The following is a 17,331-nucleotide window of genomic DNA, read 5'->3' as shown; positions in this document are numbered from 1 at the left end:
CCAGCGCATCGAGGACTCCCTCGCGCGAGGCGCTCCAGCGCCCGCCGGTTCTCTGCCCGTCCCCTCACCGGGGGGCTGCGCCGCGGCGAGGCCGAGCGGCTCCTGCACCAGCACACGGAGTCGCTCCTGGGCCCCCGGCCGCGGGAGCGCCACGTGTACATCATGGTGACCCAGCTGTGGATGGAGGCCGTGGAAGGGCAACCCGGGGTGCGCAAGCCGCTCGACGGGACTGCGTGGCACGTCCCGCCCAGGCTTGGCCTGGACATGCCGGGCGTCACGCTGCAGCTCAAGCCGGGACAGCGCGTGCTCCTGGACGACGGCAAGCTGGAAGCGGTGGTCGAGGTGGTCGATGCGAGCCATGCGACCGCACGGGTGGTGAGGACGTTCAAGGAGCGCGTCAAGCTCCGGGCGGAGAAGGGCGTCAACTTCCCGGAGAGCGCCCTGCGCGCGTGCGTCCTCTCGCGCAAGGACCTGGAGGTGCTCCCGGGGGTGCTGGAGTTCGCGGATGTCCTGGCAAGGGAGCGCACGTGGTGGACGCCTGCCGGACGCTGGATGCGATTCTGCGGAAGATGGAGCAACACCAGTTCAAGAAGCGGAACCTCTTCCGCCCCCTGAGGATTTCACTCTTGATGAGCGGAAGCCCGGGCCCCTGAGAAGCATCTGGAAGATGGGAGGCCGGTTCCCCCAAGCAGGTCCGGAGGCTCACCCATTCGCCCTTACGAGCACAGCGCGCCCAGCGACGGACCCGCGACTACTCGCGGAGGACGAGGATGAACTCCTCGGTCTCCGCGCCGCGTGCGTTGGCGAAGCCCTTGTCCTCGCCGGTGATGACGAAGCCGCACTTCTCCAGGACGCGGAGAGAGCCGAGGTTATCCTTCGCGGCGCGCGCATGCAGCGGGCGCACCTTCTCGTGCTCCAGCAGCGCGGAGAGCGCCCGGGTGGCGAGCCCCTGGCCCCAGAAGCTCCGCCCCAGCCAGTAGGTGACCTCCCTGTGGCCGAGCATCTCGAAGCTCGAGACGTGGCCCGCCACCTGCCCCTCGACGAGGATGGTCTTCTTGATGATGCCCGCGTCCCCCAGGATGCGGGCCCAGTGGGCCATGAAGGCGCCCCGGTCCGCCGGGTCCCTCGACGTGAATGCCGCCATCCGATTCGCGTCCGCGTCGAGCTGCTGCTCGAAGAAGACGGACAGGTCGGCTTCAGTCACATCCCTCAGCACGACGTCCGCGCCACGTCCGGTCATCTCAGCTCCGCTCCTGGAGGTGGCACGTGTCTCAGCGCTGCCCTCTCTCGATGACCTTTATCGCAAGCTCCAGCAGGTCCCCGTCAAGGATTTCACCCAGCTTGCTCATCGACGTGAAGACCACGTACTTGTCGGTTCCAGGCAGCTGGGCCATCTCGAAGCCCAGCTTCTGGGCGAACAGCGCCATCGTCTTGTTGGTTTCGTTCGAGTAGACCAACACGTCATCCGCGAGCCCGGCCGGCTTCAGCTTCAGCATCTGCGAGAAGCCGACAAAGGCGTTCATCGCATCGAAGACTCCCTGCCGCGCCAGTGCCTCGGTCCCGGGCGCGTCCACGCGGCCCCCAGGCATGAAGTCGAGGGCGAGGGCGTAGTCAGAGCTGCCCAGGATGGGGACCAGCTCGTCGGGAACGGGCCTCGGGGTGACAATGGTTTCGCGCAGCCGGGTCGGCATCTCACTCTTTCGGGCGAACCGCTCCCAGAAGCCCCGCACCAACCGCTCTTCCCCCTCGGTCAGGGCCCCCACGGAATAGACGACGGTGCCCGACGTCGTGATGGAACCCTGCCGGCCCACCCACTGCGTGTACTGCTCGGGGGTGATGACTCCCTGGACGAACGCGTCCTCCGGCGACAGGCCGCGCAGCACCGTGTCGCGGAAGATGTCCACGGTCTGCTCGGTAACCATGTTGTCCCCCAGCAGGCGCACGGCGGTGGGGTTGGCCTGGAGCGCGTTCCACGGCGTGGCCTTGTCCGCAATCAGCCGCAGGGCCTGGAAGGTCTCATCATCGAGCGCGCCAATCCCCAGCCGTCGCAGCACCGCCATTCCCTCGCGCGTGCCGGCGAACTCCGCGGCCGAGGTCGCTCGCAGCACGGCCTTGTCCGCCAGCGCCGTCGCGCGGCTCAGCGGGTTGGGAATCACCGAGGTCGCCAGGGCCGTGCCATTCACCCCCGCGAACACCGTCTCCAGGCCACACCCCTCCGGGCGCTGGCCCGCGTTCGCCTCCGCGTTGCACTGCGCCCACTCCATGCCTGACGTCCGGGCGGAGTCCACGCCGCCCAGGGTGAGCAGGTCCGCGGTCTGGTACGTCGCGAGCCCGAGGAAGGTGGGCAGGGGCAGTGTGTCGCGAGCGCCGAAAAGCGCCTCCGTCCGAGCGCCCCACTGGCGCGCACCCGCGAGCGGATCCGCCCCCTTCTCCATCACCGACAGGACGTAGTCCCGCACCTCCTTGCGCGTCCCGAGCAGGTACATCTGCCCGCCCGGCGACTGGTAGAAGAGCAGGTCCTGCTCCGGGTTGCCCTGCGGCAGCAGCGGGCTGGCGATGACGGCATCCCGGTTGGGCAGCACGGCGTAGGGCGTGCCATTCACCCCCGACTGCACCGAGGGTGGCAGCGGCGCGAAGACCGACTGCATCCCCGAGGACGAGGACGTGAAGGCGACGCCCGCGAGCTGCTCCAGCGCGTCGGGGTAGAGGTTGGCCACCGCCGGCAGGCCTCCGGGGAGCGGGGTATAGGCGCCGCGATAGGCCAGGGCGCCGGGCGTCAGCGAGGGAGGCAGCAGCACCTGGGTGGTGCGCTGCTGCTCGAAGGCGTCCTCCTGGGTCAGGAACCCGTCGGGCGGCTGCACCTGCCCGCTGGCGTCGCGGCGGCTGAAGTCGGTGGCCACCTGGGTCCTCCCCTGGGCGTCCACGTACGCGTAGGTCTTGTCCTCGACGCCATCCGCGTTCTGGTCGAACTGGCGGATCAGCCTGGCTCCGCGAACGTCGATTCCAACGGGTGTCGACATGCTTCCCCCTGTGCGCAGGGCAACGCGCCAGAGCCCCCAAGGCCCTGGGTCATTTCCCGCCTGCTTGTTAAATTATAGCCACTCGCGAATAAATGTTGCGTGTGTCCGTGGTAATTTGGTTGCATCATTCCACTGGCACTGTCCCCGACACTCTGTCTCCAGGCTGGGGGCCTTGCCGCTCCCGAGGGGATGGCCTCAGGCTTTCCGCTTGTGCCCGTTTCGCCCGATGACACGCCCGCCTCCCTGCTGCATCCCGAGCGACGCGAGCCCGCGCGCCAGCGCCGACTGGCCGTGCTGGCCGCCTGCGCGACGCCCCAGCCCCAACCCCTGAGCGCACTGGCCGAGGCGCTCGGCGACGCGCTCCTCACGGGCGCCACCCTCGCGTGCGAGGCGGGGCTGTGCCGGCTGCTGCCCGGAGACCGGCTCGCGCCCGCGGGCCCCGCGACGCTCGACCTGGCGATGAACCTGCTGGAGGTGGCCGAGGTGCGCGCCACCTGTGCCCGCCTCGCGCCGCTGGCCGCTGCTCCGGATGAAGCGCTGCTGCTGCTGCTCGCGGCGGATCCACTCGGTGAAGGAAGGCGGCGCCTGGAAGGTGCCAACGGGCGCGCGGCGTCCATGAGGGAGGGCGTGCGCCACGCGCTGGACTCGCCCACGGCGAGGCCCCTGCCCGCCCCCTGGGACTTCCAGCCGTGGGGTGAGCAGGCGCGCTGGGCGAGCGCGCTGCTGGCCACCGCCGCGCACGTGCTGGTGCGGATGGGCCACGCGGAGTCGGGCCAGGCGCTGGTGGCCTGGGCGCTCGGCCCCGAGGGACTCACCGGACGCGTGACGGGCGCGCACTCCTTCCTCGCGCCCACGCACCTCCAGTTCCTCCTGGACGCGGGCCACCGCGAGGCGGGCGTGGCCTTCTCGCGCGAGGCGTGCCTTGCCCTGGACGCGCCCGAGAGCACCTACGCGCGGCTGATGCTGACGGTGCTGGAGGGCCGCGTGGCCATGGACGCGGGCGACGAGAAGCTCGCGCGCCGGCTCTTCACCACCGTGGAGGTGCAGGCCCGCGCGGCCGGGCTGGGCGACATGCTGGGGCTCGCCAAGGTGGCCTTCGCCACGCTCGCGCGCCGCGCGGAGCAGAACACCGCGGCCATCCAGCTCGGGCTCGGCGCGCTGGAGCTGCTGTGCGGCGAGGTGCCCTTCGAGTCCGTGGCGCTGCTGGGGCTCGGGCTCGCGTACTCGCGCGAGGGGCGTCACCTGGAGGCCCAGGCAGCACTCACCCGCGCGCTGCCAGGACTGGACATTCCCTTCCAGCAGCTCAGCGCCTACCCGCAGGCCATCGCCACCGACTGCTTCCTAGGCGACCTGGCCGAGGCGGAGCGCAAGCTGGCGGCCCTCGTCGCGCTCGCGGCCGACACGCCGCAGGCCCGGCTCGCCATCGGCCTGGGCCGCGCCCACCTCCACTGCGCGCGCGGCGAGTGGGAGGCCGCGCTGTCCACGCTGCACAACCCGAGCAGCCCGGAGGAGACCGCGCAGAACCACCTCTACGCCACGCCCGCCGGCTGGCTGCGCGTGGAGGCGCTGCTCGCCCTGGGACGCCCGGCGGAGGCGGCGCGGGTGCTGGACACGCTGGCCCAGGGGCTCTACCTGCGTGACAGCGCCACGCAGCCCGCGCGGCTGCACCTGCTGGACGCGCGCGTGGCCTTCGCCAACGGGGACACGGCCCGGGCGCGCCGGGCCCTGCGCCGCGCCAGTGCCCGCGCCGATGGGCTCCGCGCGCAGGACCTCGCCCTGAGAGCCCAGGTGCTCACGCTCCAGCTCGCGGAGGAAGGAGGGACGGACGCGCAGCGGCTGAGCGCCCGCCAGGCCGCGCTCGCCGAGTGGCGCCACCTCACCGAGCCGCTCTCGCAGGAGGCCCTGCCACGCTTCCGGCGCGCGTACGACAGGCCCCAGCTCCTGGCGCTGCTGGGCGAGGCGCCCGTGGAGGACGCCTCGGCCCCTCATTATATGCGGGGTGGCTCGGCGGCCTTCCGCGCCGCCCTGGCGCAGCTGCGCCGGGTGGCCTCGTCGGACGCCAGCGTGCTGCTGTTCGGCGAGACGGGCGTGGGCAAGGAGCTGGCGGCGCGCGCCATCCACGACTTGTCCCGCCGCTCCACCGGGCCCTTCGTGGCGGTCAACTGCGCGGCCATCAATGACGAGCTGCTGCTGTCGGACCTCTTCGGCCACGAGCGCGGCTCCTTCACCGGCGCCGTGGCCCGCCAGCGCGGGCGCTTCGAGCAGGCCCACGGCGGCACCCTCTTCCTGGACGAGGTGGCGGACATCAGCCCGCGCGGACAGGCGGCCCTGCTGCGCGCGCTGCAGGAACGGGCCTTCCAACGGGTGGGCGGCACCGAGGAGGTGCGCGTGGACGTGCGCGTCGTCGCCGCGTCCAACCGCAACCTCGCCAAGGCGGTGCGCGCGGGCGAGTTCCGCCAGGACCTCTTCTTCCGCCTCAACGGCATCCACGTGGAGCTGCCCCCGCTGCGGGAGCGCGACGAGGACGTGCTGCTGCTGGCCACCTGGTTCCTCCAGCAGGCCGCCCAGGAGCGCGGAGGCCGGCCGAAGTCCTTCACTCCCGAGGCCGAGCGGCTGCTGCGTGCCCACCCGTGGCCCGGCAACGTGCGCGAGCTGCACAACGTGGTGCACGCGGCGGACGTGCTCTCGGACACGCCGGCGATTGGAGCGGGAGTGCTCGCCCCTCTGCTCCAGCGCGCGCTGGAGTGCGCCGAGCCGCGCCCCGCTCCGGCGGCGCTGACGGACCTGCCCGCGCTGTTCCGCCAGCATGGAGGCACGCTGCGGGACTTCCTGGCGGAGGTGCAGCGGCAGTGCATCGCGCAGAGCCTGGTGGAGAACGGTGGCAACGTCGTCGCCACCGCCGCCTCGCTGCGCATCTCCCGCTCGCGCCTCACCCAGGTGGTGCTGGGCAACGCGGAGCTGCGTCGCATGTCGGGCAGGGAGCTGGACACGCCCCCTGCCCCACCCTCCCGGCCATCCCGGGCCCGCCGCGCGTGACGCGGGCCTACTTCGACACGTCGATGTCGGGCTTCCTCAGCCCCTGCGCGGACACGTCGGAGCCGGCCTTCTCCACCACGTCACCGAGGACGCCGGGCAGCTCGCCGTCCTCCGAGCGCTGGAACCCCGCGTCCATGGGCTTCAGGCCCACGGACTGGGACAGCCAGCGCGAGGTGAACTCCGGGTTGTCGAGGTAGGACTCGCGCACGACGAGCGCGGTGGTGACCTCGGCCAGGACGTGGTCATCGACGCGCAGGAACTCCGCGGGGGCGCGCTCGGCGTTGCGCTCACCCAGCACCACGTCCGCCGTCTTCTCGTCGAGCACGTGGATGACGGTGCGGTAGCGACCGGGCTTCGCCGTGCGACCCACGCCGAGGATGGACTCCTTGGGCTCGATGCGCTCCAGGGCGAGCTCCGGCCCCGGGCAGCCCACGTCGACAGTCGGAGTCTTGGAGCCGAAGCGCGCCGCAGCCCAGTCGGGGTGGGCGCCCACGGCCTTCAGGCTGGCGCCGAGCCGCTCGGCGGCACGGGAGTCACCGCGCAGGGACGCGGCCTCACGGACGCACAGGCGCAGGGCATCACGGTTGCTCGTGAGGAGCGCGCTCTGGTCGTTGAAGTGGACGTCGCCGTCCAGGATGTTGGGAGGGGCCTCGCCGCCGCAGCGGACCGCGGCGAAGACGACGCCGGACATCGCGACCACGTGGAGCAGCTCACGCATGGGGAAACGCTTCATGGGGTTGTTCCTCATTGTCGAAGGGGTGAGAGGGGCTCAGTTGGTGCGGTTGGCGATGGAGCGGACGGACGCGAAGTCGGACGGAGTCGGGTGCCACACGGGGTCGGTGCAGCCCAGGCTGGAGTACAGGTTGTTGTGCATGACGCTGTGCATGCAGTGCCCGTAGTACTCGGGGTCCCTGAGGCCCAGCACGTGGCCCGTCTCGTGGTTGATGAACTTGCGGGCGCGCGTGGTGGAGCCGAGCGCGGCCATCTGCTCCCGCTTCAGGTGCACGTTCATGTACTTGTAGTGCTGGTGCGCGCCGGAGGAGTCCGTCACGGGGCTCACCGACGTGACACAGGCGTAGATGTCGCCGCCGCACACGGAGGCCCACGTCTCGCGGACGCGGTACTCGATTTCGATGCGGTTGCGGTCGGCCGTCGAGTACTCGTTGCAGTACTTCTGCGTGCGCCACAGGTCCACGCGCCAGTCGGCGGAGCCATCCCAGATGGTGTCGAACGACAGGGCCGCCAGCGTCTCCTGGATGAAGGGGGCAATCGTGGAGGCCGGCATCGCCGAGGTCTCGGACATGATGCAGTACTCCTCGTCCAGCGAGCCCGGGCCGCTGCCGCCTCCCGCGGGCCCGTCGTTCCCATGGATGGTGGCGATGTGCTTCTGGTCCCAGCCGGTGTGCGTGTGCGACGCGTTGGCCGCGGGCACGAAGCGGAAGCCGACGAACGCGGCGGTGGCCATCCAGCCGGCCAGCAGCCAGCGCGAGGCGCGCGGACGGGGTGCGAGGGAGGTTCCAGTCATGTGAGGACTCCTGAGGGGGTTGCGCTGCGGGATTGAGACGCGGCGGGCCTTTGCAGCGCGTGTGCCGCGACTCCGTTTCGAGCCCGCGCGCCTCGCTCTCCGTCACGCCTCCTTCAGAGCGAGGGCGTTGGACCCGGAGCCGCCTCGCGGCCGGAACCGGTCACCTGACGCATGGAATGACCGGAAAGTGGTCATCCCGCGCCGGGTGTCCCTGGAGCGGGAGGGGCATGGGCCGTGCAGCGGGGCGCGGCGCTGGCTCCCCTCAGGAGGTCCCCATGTCCCTGTTCCGCAAGTCGCTGCTGTCGTCGTCGTTCCTGCTGTTCACCCTCGCCTGTGGTGAGGGCCTGCCCCCGGAGGAGGCCACGGTGGAGCCGGGGGTGGCCGACGAGCTCGGCAGCACGGAGTCGCCGCTGCTCTTCGGAATCCTCGCGGGCTCGCGTGTGCGGGCGGTGGAGAACGTCTACCTGCGCACGGGGCCGTCCACGTCGAACACGGCCATCCGGCTGGTCTCCATTGGCGAGCAGGCCACGGTGGTCAGCGAGTCGGCGAGCGGCGGCTTCTATAGGCTCAACGTGGGCGGCACGGTGGGCTGGTCCCACGGCGACTACTGGGACCAGGTTCCGACGTTGCGGGTGAATGGCTACCTGCTCAGCAAGGACCAGGAGAAGTGGCTGCGCTGGGTGGCGGCGAAGACGGTGCCCCGGCTGACGGGGACGAGGGAACAGCGGCTGGACAAGGCGGCCCGCGTCTCGTGGTGGGCGATGAAGGAGGGCATCTGGGACTTGGGGCCCAATCGTCCGAACCCGAGTTCCAATCCGCAGTCGTTCTCCCTGTGCAGCACGTCCACGGGGGACCGGGCCATCTGGCCGCTGGACGCCTGCTACAACAACGGAGGCCCCTGGCAGGTGGGCCTCGCGGGAGCGCAGGTGAACTACGTCTCCCTGGCGGACGTGGAGGCCACCGCGCGGCAGCTCTACGCGGCCGAGGGTTGGACGATTGCGCAGATTCTGGACCACACCGCGCGCACGGCGGGCTTCCCGGCGGGCAGCACCGAGCACAGCACCATCGTCAACACGACGAACACCGCGCTGCGCAAGTCGTGGCTGCTGCGCAACCACGGCGTGGGTTTCACCTTCGAGAATGCAGTGGTCTACGACGAGTGCATCGTCCAGGGGCTGTCCTGGTGCTACGGCAGCACCCAGACGTGGGACCCGGCCTACAAGTTCGCGTCGAGCTGGTCGGCCATGAACACCTCCATCGCGAACATCCGGCAGCACCTGAGCGCCCTGGCACCGTGACACGAAGCGGGCATGCCGCCCGCGTCCCGGTTCGCGGTACGCTGGGGGCATGACCCTGGCTGTCTGCGTGCGGTGTGGCGAGTCGAAGGTGGGCGCATTCACACCCTGCGCCCGCTGCAAGTTGGACCCCGCCGCCCACGGCACGGACCGTGAGCTTCAGGCGAAGAGCCTGTTCCTCACGGACCGGTTCCTCCCGGGAGGCGAGCTGGAGGCCATCGGCCGGAAGCTTCGCGCCGGTGAGCCGGTGGCCTACGACGCCGCCCGACTCGCCGAGCTCACAGAGGAGCTGAAGACCCAGAAGCTGCCCATCGTGTCGAAGACGCCTGCGGGCTGCTCCGTCATCGGCTGGGGGCTGATGGGGGGACTCGTCCTGCTCGTCGTGGGGCTGCTGTGGGTATGGCGGGTCCGGGGCGGCTGAGTCAGCGGCGGCCCACCGAGGAGGCCGCCACGTCGAGCGCCTTGTCGAGCTGCGGGTCCTTCCCCGCGGCGTAGGGCAGTGCATCCGGCACCTCCACGTCCACGGGCACGCCGGTGCCTTCGAGGCGCACACCCTCCACCTCCACGTCCATGACGGCGAGGTAGAGCAGGTCTCCGTTGGACAGGGGCAGCGGCGCACCAGCGAGCACGGAGCCAGCGGTGCGCTGGCCCACCAGGGTGGCGCGCTTGTGGCGCTTCATTGCGAAGGCAACCATCTCCTTGCCGCTGCGGGAGTTGCCATTGACGAGCAGCACCACCGGCTTGCGCCACGTGGTGGAGCGGGTGTTGCGCCGGCCCTCTCGGTTGATGTCGGTGAAGAGGGGGACGAGCGGGTTGAAGAGGTTGAGGAACTCGGGGTTGCAGCCGCCCCAGCCATCGCGGAAGTCGATGACCAGGGCCTCGGCGCTGGCGAAGGTCCCCGTCAGGGCGTCCTCGAGTGCGTCCTGGTGCTCGGAACCGGCGCACGAGTAGAGGTGCTGGTACGCCACGCGCCGGCCGTTGTGGTCGACGATGCGCGAGCTGCCGCGTTGGACCTCCAGCCACTCGACCTTGGGATTCACCCTGCGCGGGGTGACGGTGAGGGTGAGCGGCGCGCCGCCCCGGGTGCGTTCGATGGAGAGGCGCGTGGCCCTGCCGGCACGGCCGTCGAGCGAGGTGACGGGGTGGAACGGCTTCCCTTCGACGGATACGAGCCGGTCGCCGCGAAGCAGTCCGGCGCGGGCGGCGGGGCCTCCGGGGAAGACGTGGCGGACGAAGATACCGTCGGGTCTCTCGACGAGGTCGGCGCCGAGGCTGGAGTGCTCGACGCGGGGGAGTCGGAGGAACTGCTGGAAGATGGCGGTGAGGGCGGTGTGGCCCACGGAGCCGCGTGGGTAGAGGACGGTGTGCGAAGTGCCCAGCTCGGCGAGGGCCTCGTTGGTGCGCCGGGCGAAGTCCTCCGCGTTGGTGGCGGCGGCGCCGTAGCCTCGGTGCTTCACGGCCCAGGCCTCGCCCTTCTTCGGGTCGAGGAAGCGGGTGCGGACGTGGTCCACGACCTCGTTGCCGGGCTTCGTGTAGGGCCCGGAGGCGGCCTGGACGGCGGAGGCGAGGAGGAGGCAGGCCATGAGGCCCACCACGGGCCCTCGCTGGCGACGGATTCCGAACACAGTGCGCCGAGCGCTCATCCCGTGTCTCCTCCTTCAAACTTCTTCATGGACGCGAAGGTCCCAGCCCGTGACCTGTGGAGGCTACCAGCGCGGGCTGTCCGTCACGAGCGACGGCGCCAGGCGCCCGTTAAGGAAGAGAACCGTGCTGGACGCACCCACCGCCCCTGTTCGCCTCGCCCTGGTCGCCGAGGACCCGCTCGCCCGGGGCGCGCTCTCACGGGCGCTGGGGGAGCAGGGAGGCGAGCTGCTCATGGTGACCTCCGGCACGCAGGCGGAGCTGGAGTCCACGAGCGGCGAGGCGCCGGACGTGGTGCTGTGGGACACGGGCCTGCGCCTGCCCGAGTCTGACGTGCGAGTGGAAGCCCCGGACCTGGGCGCCCCGGTGCTAGCACTGGTAGCGGACGAGGCCGCCGGTGAGGTGGCGCTGACAGCGGGAGCGCGAGGCCTGCTTTTCCGGGACGTAGGCCCGGCGCCCCTGGTCGCGGCCTTGCACGCCGTGGCCCGGGGCCTCACGGTGTTCGACCCGGCGCTCGCGGAGGTGCGCGCCGCGGCCCGAGGCACCTCCACCGCCACCAGCGGCACTCCGGGCCCTGACTCGCTCACGCCGCGAGAGCGGGAGGTGCTCGCCCTGCTGGCGGAGGGCCTGTCCAACAAGGCCATCGCGGACCGGCTCTCCATCAGTGAGCACACGGCCAAGTTCCACGTCAACGCGGTGCTCGCCAAGCTCGGCGTCCAGCGCCGCACCGAGGCCGTGGTCCGCGCGGCGCGCATGGGGCTCGTCACGCTCTGAGGCGGCCTGCCCCACCTCCACGCCCCGGTGATACGCTCTGCCGTGAATGGCCAATCAGGACTGGGTAACGCGCCTGCTCTCCGGGCGTGCCTCCGCGGACAAGGGGCTGAACGTCCACCTCTCGGAGCGCGACGGCGGCAGCCTCCACGACAAGATGCGGCAGGCGTACTGGTGGATCACCAACAACGCCGTCATCTGCCCCTACTACGACCTCGAGTTCGGGCAGTCCGTCTCGCTCAAGAACTCCGCGGGTGACGAGGTCCACCTCCCCGAGGACACCAGCTACAGCTCCTTCGTCCTCATCCCCCTGCTCACCCTCTTCACCTGCCGCCGCGCCCTGCTCGTCGGCGGCCCCGGGCGCGGGAAGACCACCTCCGCCGTCCTCATGGCCCTGCTCTCCGGCATGAGCCGCGACGAGGTGCACCGCGGAATCCAGCGCGGCCACCCCCAGCTCTCCATCGCCGACCTGCTCGGCGCGCCCCTGCCCTCGGACATGCTCAAGGCGGAGGACCTCTCCGCCGTGAAGGTCAGCTGGCGCAAGTGGATAAGCCAGCGCGTCAAAATCATCGACGAGTACAACCGCATCCCCACCAAGACGCAGTCCGCGCTCCTGTCCCTCATGGCCGAGGGCTACGCGGAGATGATGGACCAGTACGTCTACGCGGGCCGCTCGTCCTGGTTCCTCACCGCCAACGACGACCAGGGCGGCGGCACCTTCCAGGTCATCGAGGCCCTCAAGGACCGCATCGACGTCGTCGTGCGCGCGGTGCCCTTCAACTCCGGCTTCATGGACCAGATTCTCCAGCGCCTGGAGGCGGACAAGTCCCCCGAGGAGCTGCTCCCGAAGGAAATCGTCTTCACCCCCGTGGAGCTGGAGCGCGCCTACGCGTCCATCCTCGAAGTCGAAGTCCCGCGCGAAGTCCTGGAGCGCATCGCCTTCTTCCTCGGGCAGCTCGACTTCTGCCGCATGGCCTCGCCGCGCTTCGAGTTCAAGCACAAGGACACGCTCAAGCTCGCCGGCCAGACGGTGGCGGCGGTGTGCAACGAGCAGTGCCCGCTCGACAAGAAGGTGCACCTCTGCACGCAGACGGAGAACGGCGTCAGCGTGCGCGCGTACCAGACCATCCTCCACTTCGCGAAGGCCATGGCCTTCTTCCGGGGCCACGCCACGGTGGAGCTGGAGGACTTCCGGCAGATTGCCCCCTGGGTGCTGCACGAGAAGCTGGTGCCCAACACACGCAGCGCCTTCTTCGAGGCGAAGGGCCACCGCGTGCTCCTCCAGGACCGCGTGGCCTGGATTCGCAACATGTTCGACATGGCCATGGCCCGCTACAACACGCACGAGCCCATCCGCCGCAAGGTGGGCGCGCTGCGCAACGAGCTGGACAAGGGCCTGGCCGGCGTGGACCTGCGCACCACCGAGAAGCGCATCGCCGCCGTCACGGTGCTGATGAACGACCTGCTCACGAAGCAGGAGCTGTCCGGCCCCGTCTACGAGGACCTCATCCACCTCAAGTCCATGTACAGCCGCTACCGCAACTACGCGACCTGGCTGAAGGAGAACCCGGGCGGTACGCCATGAGCGGCTTCATCGACGAGCTGGAGGCGAACGCCCGCGGGCGCTTCGTCCGCTGGGACTCGGCGCTGTGGCGCGAGCTGCTCGAGGGCCCGGTGGCGAAGCTGGGACAGGCGCTGGCCGCGTCGCGCGGAGCCCCGGCGAAGTCCGAGGAGCTGCTGCGCGGCTACCTGAAGCTGGGCGCGGAGGCCATCGGCCTGGGCTACCTCTACCCGGCGAGCGCCGGCCGGCAGAACTTCTTCACCCTCGCCTGGTCGGACCTGCTGCCCCGGATGCTGGCGGACGTGCGGGAGGCCGAGCGCGCCGGAGTGCTCGCGCAGCTGTGGAACCTGGGGGAGAATCTGGAGTCAGCGCCGCCGTGGGTGCAGCGCATCTTCTGCCGCGTGGGCGCGGAGCTCACGTCGCTCACCGACATCGAGGCGCGGCTGCGCGACACGGCGTCCATGGCCATGGAGCCGCCGAAGACGAAGCTGGGCAACAAGACGCAGCCCTTCTTCGTCCACCTGGCCGCGGAGGACAGCCGCTTCCTGCCCGGGGCCGTGCACTTCCTGGCGCCCACGGTGCTGTGCGTGCACGACAGGCACCGGAAGGCCTCCGGCGGGCGGGAGGCTGCCACGCAGGGCCTCTGGCTGACGGACGGCGCGCCCATGCGCCTGGGCGCCATGGGCTGCCGCGAGACGCCGGAAGTCACCCGCGAGCAGACGCCAGGCCTCACGTGGCTGACGTGGCATGACGCTCGCGTGGACGAGTGGTTCGCCACGGCCGTCAACGACTGGCGCGCCGCCGGCACGCTGCCCACGTCGCAGTTCGTGGTGGTGCTCGTCCCGTCATGAGCCCGCCGCGCTTCACCCCGGACACCGTGGCCTTGTGCTGGCGCGACGCGCTGGACCTGTGGGACGTGCGCGTGCAGCTCAGCCCGCCCGAGCCGCACGTGCCCTTCCGTCCGGACGCGGACCACGCGAACGAGCCGCTGGCGTACATCGACCTCGCGAAGCGCCAGGTCTTCGTCCACTTCGAGCTGTTGCATGACATGGGCGCGGCCGGCAGCCTCACCGCGGTGCTGGCGCATGAGATTGGCCACCACGCGCGCTTCCCCCACACGCTGGGCTGGGACGCGGAGCTGCGAGTCCAGGAGCAGCGGCTCATCCCCGGGCTGAAGCAGTCTCTCACCAACCTCTTCTACGACTTGCAGGTGAACGAGGTGGTGGGCCGCACGCACGCGGCGGCGCTGGCCGAGGTGTACCGGGGCTTCCAGCGCGTCCGGGGCGAGGGCACGTCGCCCCTCTTCTTCTTCTACCTCGCCATCTACGAGGAGCTGTGGGGCCTGCCCCCGGGGCAGCTGGCGCCCGCGGCCCAGGAAGCGCCCATGGAGGCGCGCTTCCCCGGCCTCCGCGCCGAGGCGCGCATGTTCGCGCAGACCTTCTACGCGCTGCCCTCCCCGCGCCTCCAGTTCCTCTACTTCTGCGCCACCTTCATCCGCTACATCGACAGCCCCGAGGAGACGACGTTCAGCCTGCCCCTGGGCGGGGACGTGTCCCTGCCGGACGAGGACGACCTGGACGCGGCCATCCACGGCTCCGGGCGCTGGGACGACGCGCTGGAGGAGGCGAAGGAGCGCGGCTGGCTCGGAGGAGAAGGCAGTTCCGCGGGAGAGACGCCGGACGTGCTGTCCACCATCCACCGCGTCACCCACCACCTGCCCGGCAGTGGGGGCGGGAAGCTCCGGCGGGCGCTGGTGGGCAAGCACTACCGGCGGCTGGTGAACCAGCACGTGCTGAAGCTCCCCTCCGCGCCGTCGAAGCCGGAGCCGTACCTGCGCACCACTCCCGAGGCGTGGGAGTACGGCGACGACCCGTCCTCCATCGACTGGACGTTGACGGTGCTGTCCCAGGGCCACCTCGCGGCCGTGTCGCCGCTGCGCCGCGAGCTGGAGGCGGACCTGCCCCCGCCCTCGGAGCTGGGGGTGCCCTCCGTCGAAATCTACCTGGACACCAGCGGCTCCATGCCCAACCCGCAGGTCCAGTTCAACAACATGACGCTGGCGGCGCAGGTGCTGTCCGCCTCGGCCATCCGGAAGAAGGCGACGGTCAAGGGTGTCATCTACTCGGACGGCAACCCCAGCGTGTCACCGTGGATGTACGACGAGGACACGGCGAGTGACTTCCTGCTCGGCCACATCGGCGGGGGAACGCGCTACCCGTTCGACCTGCTCGAGTCCCTGTCACGCGAGCGGCCGGACGCGATGCGGGTCATCATCTCCGACAGTGACTTCCTGTCGAACGTGTCCGGGGGCGGCAACATGAGGCGGCTGGTGGAGGCGACGCGGCGCTCTCGCGCGCTGGTGGCGTTCCTGTTGCTGCCGGATGAGCACCAGGCGCGCCAGGTGCTGGCCCCCGCGCTGGCGGAGCGGCGCTTCCGTCTCGTGGTGGTGACGTGGCTCTCGGACTTCGGCCCCGCGGCCGTCGCCCTGTCCCGGGCCCTGCTGGAGAACTGATGCTCTTCGACATCCAGACCCTTCGGAAGCAGCTCGCGGCGGCGCCCATCGTCTCGCCGTTCTCACATGAGCTGGCCGTGGCCATCATCTGCGACACCTTCCGGCTGGCGAACGTGCGCCCGCCCTCGCGGCAGGACTGGACGACCCTGGAGGACCGCGCCAACTCCCCACTCTGGCGGGAGCAGGTGGTCATGCTCGCCCACCTGCTGGCCGGGTCCGCGCTGCGGGACGACTCGGCGAAGGCGCTGCGGAAGGACGCGGAGCCCCTCCGCATCCTCCAGCGCTTCTTCGAGTACATCGCCCCGCTGACGGCGGAGATGGTGCGCTCCAACGGCTTCCGGCAGGAGGAGTTCCTGCGCCGGTGGGTGGACGTGCTGGACGGACAGGTGCTGAACGAGTCCGCGAAGGAGTCCGCGAAGCGCCTGGACCAGCTCGACTACCGCAAGGCACAGGAGCAGCTGAAGCGGGCGGAGACAGCGCGCAAGCAGGAGGCGGAGCGCCGCGAGCAGCTGCTCCGCGAGGCGCAGCAGCGGGAGGCGGAAGCCCGCGGATGGCGCGAGTGACAGCAGCCCTTTCCGCCGACCTGCGAGTCGCTCCCCGGGCCCACATCCGCCGGGACACGGAGACCCAGCGCCCCCACATCCCCTGGGCCGACTCCATCGCGGACGGCCTGGCGGCCCTCGCCTCTCTCGCGGACGAGGCCGAGGCCCGCGCTGTGCTCGACGCCCGCCTGGAAGGGCTGCGCGGCGCGCTGCTGGCCTCTCCTTATTATGTCCGGCGACTCCAGGAGGCGGGGCTCCACCCGGGGGACCTCCAGCGGCTGGAGGACCTGGGCCACTTCCCCGCCCTGGAGCGCACGACGCTGGCGCGGCACTGGGACGCGGTGCCCACGCTGCCCGCCGAGAGCGCCGAGTGCGTGGTGGTGAAGAGCTCCGGCTCCACGGGCGACCCGGTGCGCGTGGTGCGGGACAGGCGGGACTGCCTGCACATGTGGGCGGTGCTCCGCTTCCTGGTGGCGCGCGCGGGCGCGGTGCTGCCGCCGCGCCCCCGGGTGGTGCTGCTGGACGCGCTGCCGGGCGGGCTGGAGTACTCGGTGCGGCTGCCCATCTTCCATGACGGCGCGCTGCACCGCCTCTCCGTCCTGCGCGGCGACGCGCGCGAGCGCCTGTGCCGCGTGCGCCCCGCGGTCCTCTTCTCCGACCCGGAGGGGCTGCGCTGGCTGGCGGAGCAGCGTGACGTGCCCACGCCCCGGCTGGTGCTCACCTCCGCGCAGCACCTGCCGGCGGGCCTGCGCGCGACGCTGGCGCGCACGGTGCCCGCGCCCGTCCTCAACTACTACGCCACGACGGAGACGGGCCCGCTCGCCTGGGAGTGTCTGCGGGACGATGCGCCCGGCCGCTTCCACGTCTTCGCCCCGGACGTGTGGCTGGAGCCCGGGCGGGACGAGGTGGTGGTGACGCGGCTGCGGCCTGGTGTGCTGCCGCTGCTGCGCTACCTCCCGGGAGACGCGGGCACGGTGCGGCGGGACGCTTGCGCGTGCGGCTTCCACGGCTGGACGCTGGAGGACTTCGGCGGGCGCGGCGCGTGTCACTTCCTCACGCCCGCGGGCCGCTCGGTGGATGCCTGGTCGCTGGCGTGGGTGTTCAAGCACCACGCGCTGCGCGCCTTCCGGCTGACCCAGGTGGAGCGCTCGCGCTTCACGTTGGAGCTGGCCGGCGCGGACGCGGCGGACGTCGGCCCGCTGTGCGAGCGCCTCACCGCGGCGCTCCGCAACCTGGGATGGACGGAGCCCCGGTTGGAGGTACGTCATCTGGAGCCCGCGTCACTCGTCACCGGCACCAAGCCCCAGCCCTTCCGAGCGGCTCCGCTTCCGGGCTGAAGGCTCTCCGCACGCCACTCAACACGTCTGGCGCGAAGCCGTTCGCCCTGGCAGCGAGCGTGCTAGGGCAGGGAAAGTCCCCTGGGAACAC

The 17,331-nt window shown here is 71.1% G+C and carries 15 protein-coding genes; 10 read left to right on the top strand and 5 right to left on the bottom strand.

Translation table 11 applies throughout. The features are described 5' to 3' along the window. Positions 1-162 precede the first annotated feature (162 nt). Positions 163-615 carry a pyruvate kinase gene (locus G4D85_RS12360; RefSeq protein WP_164011411.1) on the top strand — a complete coding sequence of 151 codons (453 nt, stop codon included), beginning with the start codon at positions 163-165 and terminating at the stop codon, positions 613-615. Between the two features lie 136 nt (positions 616-751). Here G4D85_RS12360 and G4D85_RS12355 read toward each other — a convergent pair whose 3' ends face one another. Together G4D85_RS12355 and G4D85_RS12350 are read right to left on the bottom strand one after the other, a co-directional pair. Further along, positions 752-1,240 (bottom strand): GNAT family N-acetyltransferase, encoded by a 489-nt coding sequence (locus G4D85_RS12355; protein WP_164011409.1) that lies wholly within the window; start codon positions 1,238-1,240, stop codon positions 752-754. A gap of 31 nt (positions 1,241-1,271) precedes the next feature. After that, on the bottom strand, positions 1,272-3,020 hold the full coding sequence (locus G4D85_RS12350) for a hypothetical protein (RefSeq protein ID WP_164011407.1): 1,749 nt from the start codon (positions 3,018-3,020) through the stop codon (positions 1,272-1,274). A 210-nt stretch (positions 3,021-3,230) separates the two neighbouring features. Here G4D85_RS12350 and G4D85_RS49350 point away from each other — a divergent pair, with 210 nt between their 5' ends. Next, positions 3,231-6,056: a sigma-54-dependent transcriptional regulator gene (locus tag G4D85_RS49350; protein WP_240359222.1), complete on the top strand. Its 2,826-nt coding sequence runs from the start codon at positions 3,231-3,233 to the stop codon at positions 6,054-6,056. 7 nt (positions 6,057-6,063) lie between these two features. Here G4D85_RS49350 and G4D85_RS12340 read toward each other — a convergent pair whose 3' ends face one another. Continuing rightward, positions 6,064-6,789: a hypothetical protein gene (locus G4D85_RS12340; RefSeq protein WP_164011405.1), complete on the bottom strand. Its 726-nt coding sequence runs from the start codon at positions 6,787-6,789 to the stop codon at positions 6,064-6,066. A gap of 36 nt (positions 6,790-6,825) precedes the next feature. Further along, a complete protein-coding gene (locus G4D85_RS12335) occupies positions 6,826-7,581 on the bottom strand; it encodes a hypothetical protein (RefSeq protein WP_240359221.1) in 756 nt (251 codons plus the stop codon). A gap of 275 nt (positions 7,582-7,856) precedes the next feature. On the opposite strand from G4D85_RS12335, the gene G4D85_RS12330 reads away from it, so the two are divergent. Together G4D85_RS12330 and G4D85_RS12325 are read left to right on the top strand one after the other, a co-directional pair. Continuing rightward, a complete protein-coding gene (locus tag G4D85_RS12330) occupies positions 7,857-8,879 on the top strand; it encodes an SH3 domain-containing protein (RefSeq protein WP_164011403.1) in 1,023 nt (340 codons plus the stop codon). Between the two features lie 49 nt (positions 8,880-8,928). After that, on the top strand, positions 8,929-9,297 hold the full coding sequence (locus tag G4D85_RS12325; protein WP_164011400.1) for a hypothetical protein: 369 nt from the start codon (positions 8,929-8,931) through the stop codon (positions 9,295-9,297). A 1-nt stretch (position 9,298) separates the two neighbouring features. Here the strand turns inward: G4D85_RS12325 and G4D85_RS12320 are convergent, their stop codons facing one another. Then, positions 9,299-10,459 (bottom strand): S41 family peptidase, encoded by a 1,161-nt coding sequence (locus tag G4D85_RS12320; protein WP_164011398.1) that lies wholly within the window; start codon positions 10,457-10,459, stop codon positions 9,299-9,301. 184 nt (positions 10,460-10,643) lie between these two features. Here G4D85_RS12320 and G4D85_RS12315 point away from each other — a divergent pair, with 184 nt between their 5' ends. From G4D85_RS12315 to G4D85_RS12290, 6 genes are read left to right on the top strand one after another with little or no spacing between them, the layout of a single operon-like run. After that, positions 10,644-11,291: a LuxR C-terminal-related transcriptional regulator gene (locus G4D85_RS12315; protein WP_164011396.1), complete on the top strand. Its 648-nt coding sequence runs from the start codon at positions 10,644-10,646 to the stop codon at positions 11,289-11,291. 46 nt (positions 11,292-11,337) lie between these two features. Continuing rightward, entirely contained in the window at positions 11,338-12,873 is a 1,536-nt protein-coding gene (locus G4D85_RS12310; RefSeq protein ID WP_164011394.1) for an AAA family ATPase, read from the top strand. Beyond that, positions 12,870-13,700, top strand: coding sequence for a hypothetical protein (locus G4D85_RS12305; RefSeq protein ID WP_205525521.1), 831 nt, complete (start codon positions 12,870-12,872; stop codon positions 13,698-13,700). The genes G4D85_RS12310 and G4D85_RS12305 overlap by 4 nt, the downstream gene beginning before the upstream one ends. After that, positions 13,697-15,361 carry a hypothetical protein gene (locus G4D85_RS12300; RefSeq protein WP_164011392.1) on the top strand — a complete coding sequence of 555 codons (1,665 nt, stop codon included), beginning with the start codon at positions 13,697-13,699 and terminating at the stop codon, positions 15,359-15,361. Before G4D85_RS12305 ends, G4D85_RS12300 begins: the two co-directional genes overlap by 4 nt. Beyond that, the gene (locus G4D85_RS12295) at positions 15,361-15,924 is read left to right on the top strand and encodes a hypothetical protein (RefSeq protein ID WP_164011390.1); all 564 of its coding nucleotides are present in this window, start codon (positions 15,361-15,363) and stop codon (positions 15,922-15,924) included. Before G4D85_RS12300 ends, G4D85_RS12295 begins: the two co-directional genes overlap by 1 nt. Next, positions 15,912-17,240, top strand: a complete 1,329-nt coding sequence (locus G4D85_RS12290; protein ID WP_164011388.1) for a phenylacetate--CoA ligase family protein — start codon at positions 15,912-15,914, stop codon at positions 17,238-17,240. Before G4D85_RS12295 ends, G4D85_RS12290 begins: the two co-directional genes overlap by 13 nt. The last annotated feature ends 91 nt before the right edge of the window (positions 17,241-17,331 follow it).

The organism is Pyxidicoccus trucidator (assembly GCF_010894435.1).
In the GTDB taxonomy this organism is placed as follows: Bacteria; Myxococcota; Myxococcia; order Myxococcales; family Myxococcaceae; genus Myxococcus; species Myxococcus trucidator.
This window is presented reverse-complemented; position numbering and strand designations above follow the sequence as displayed.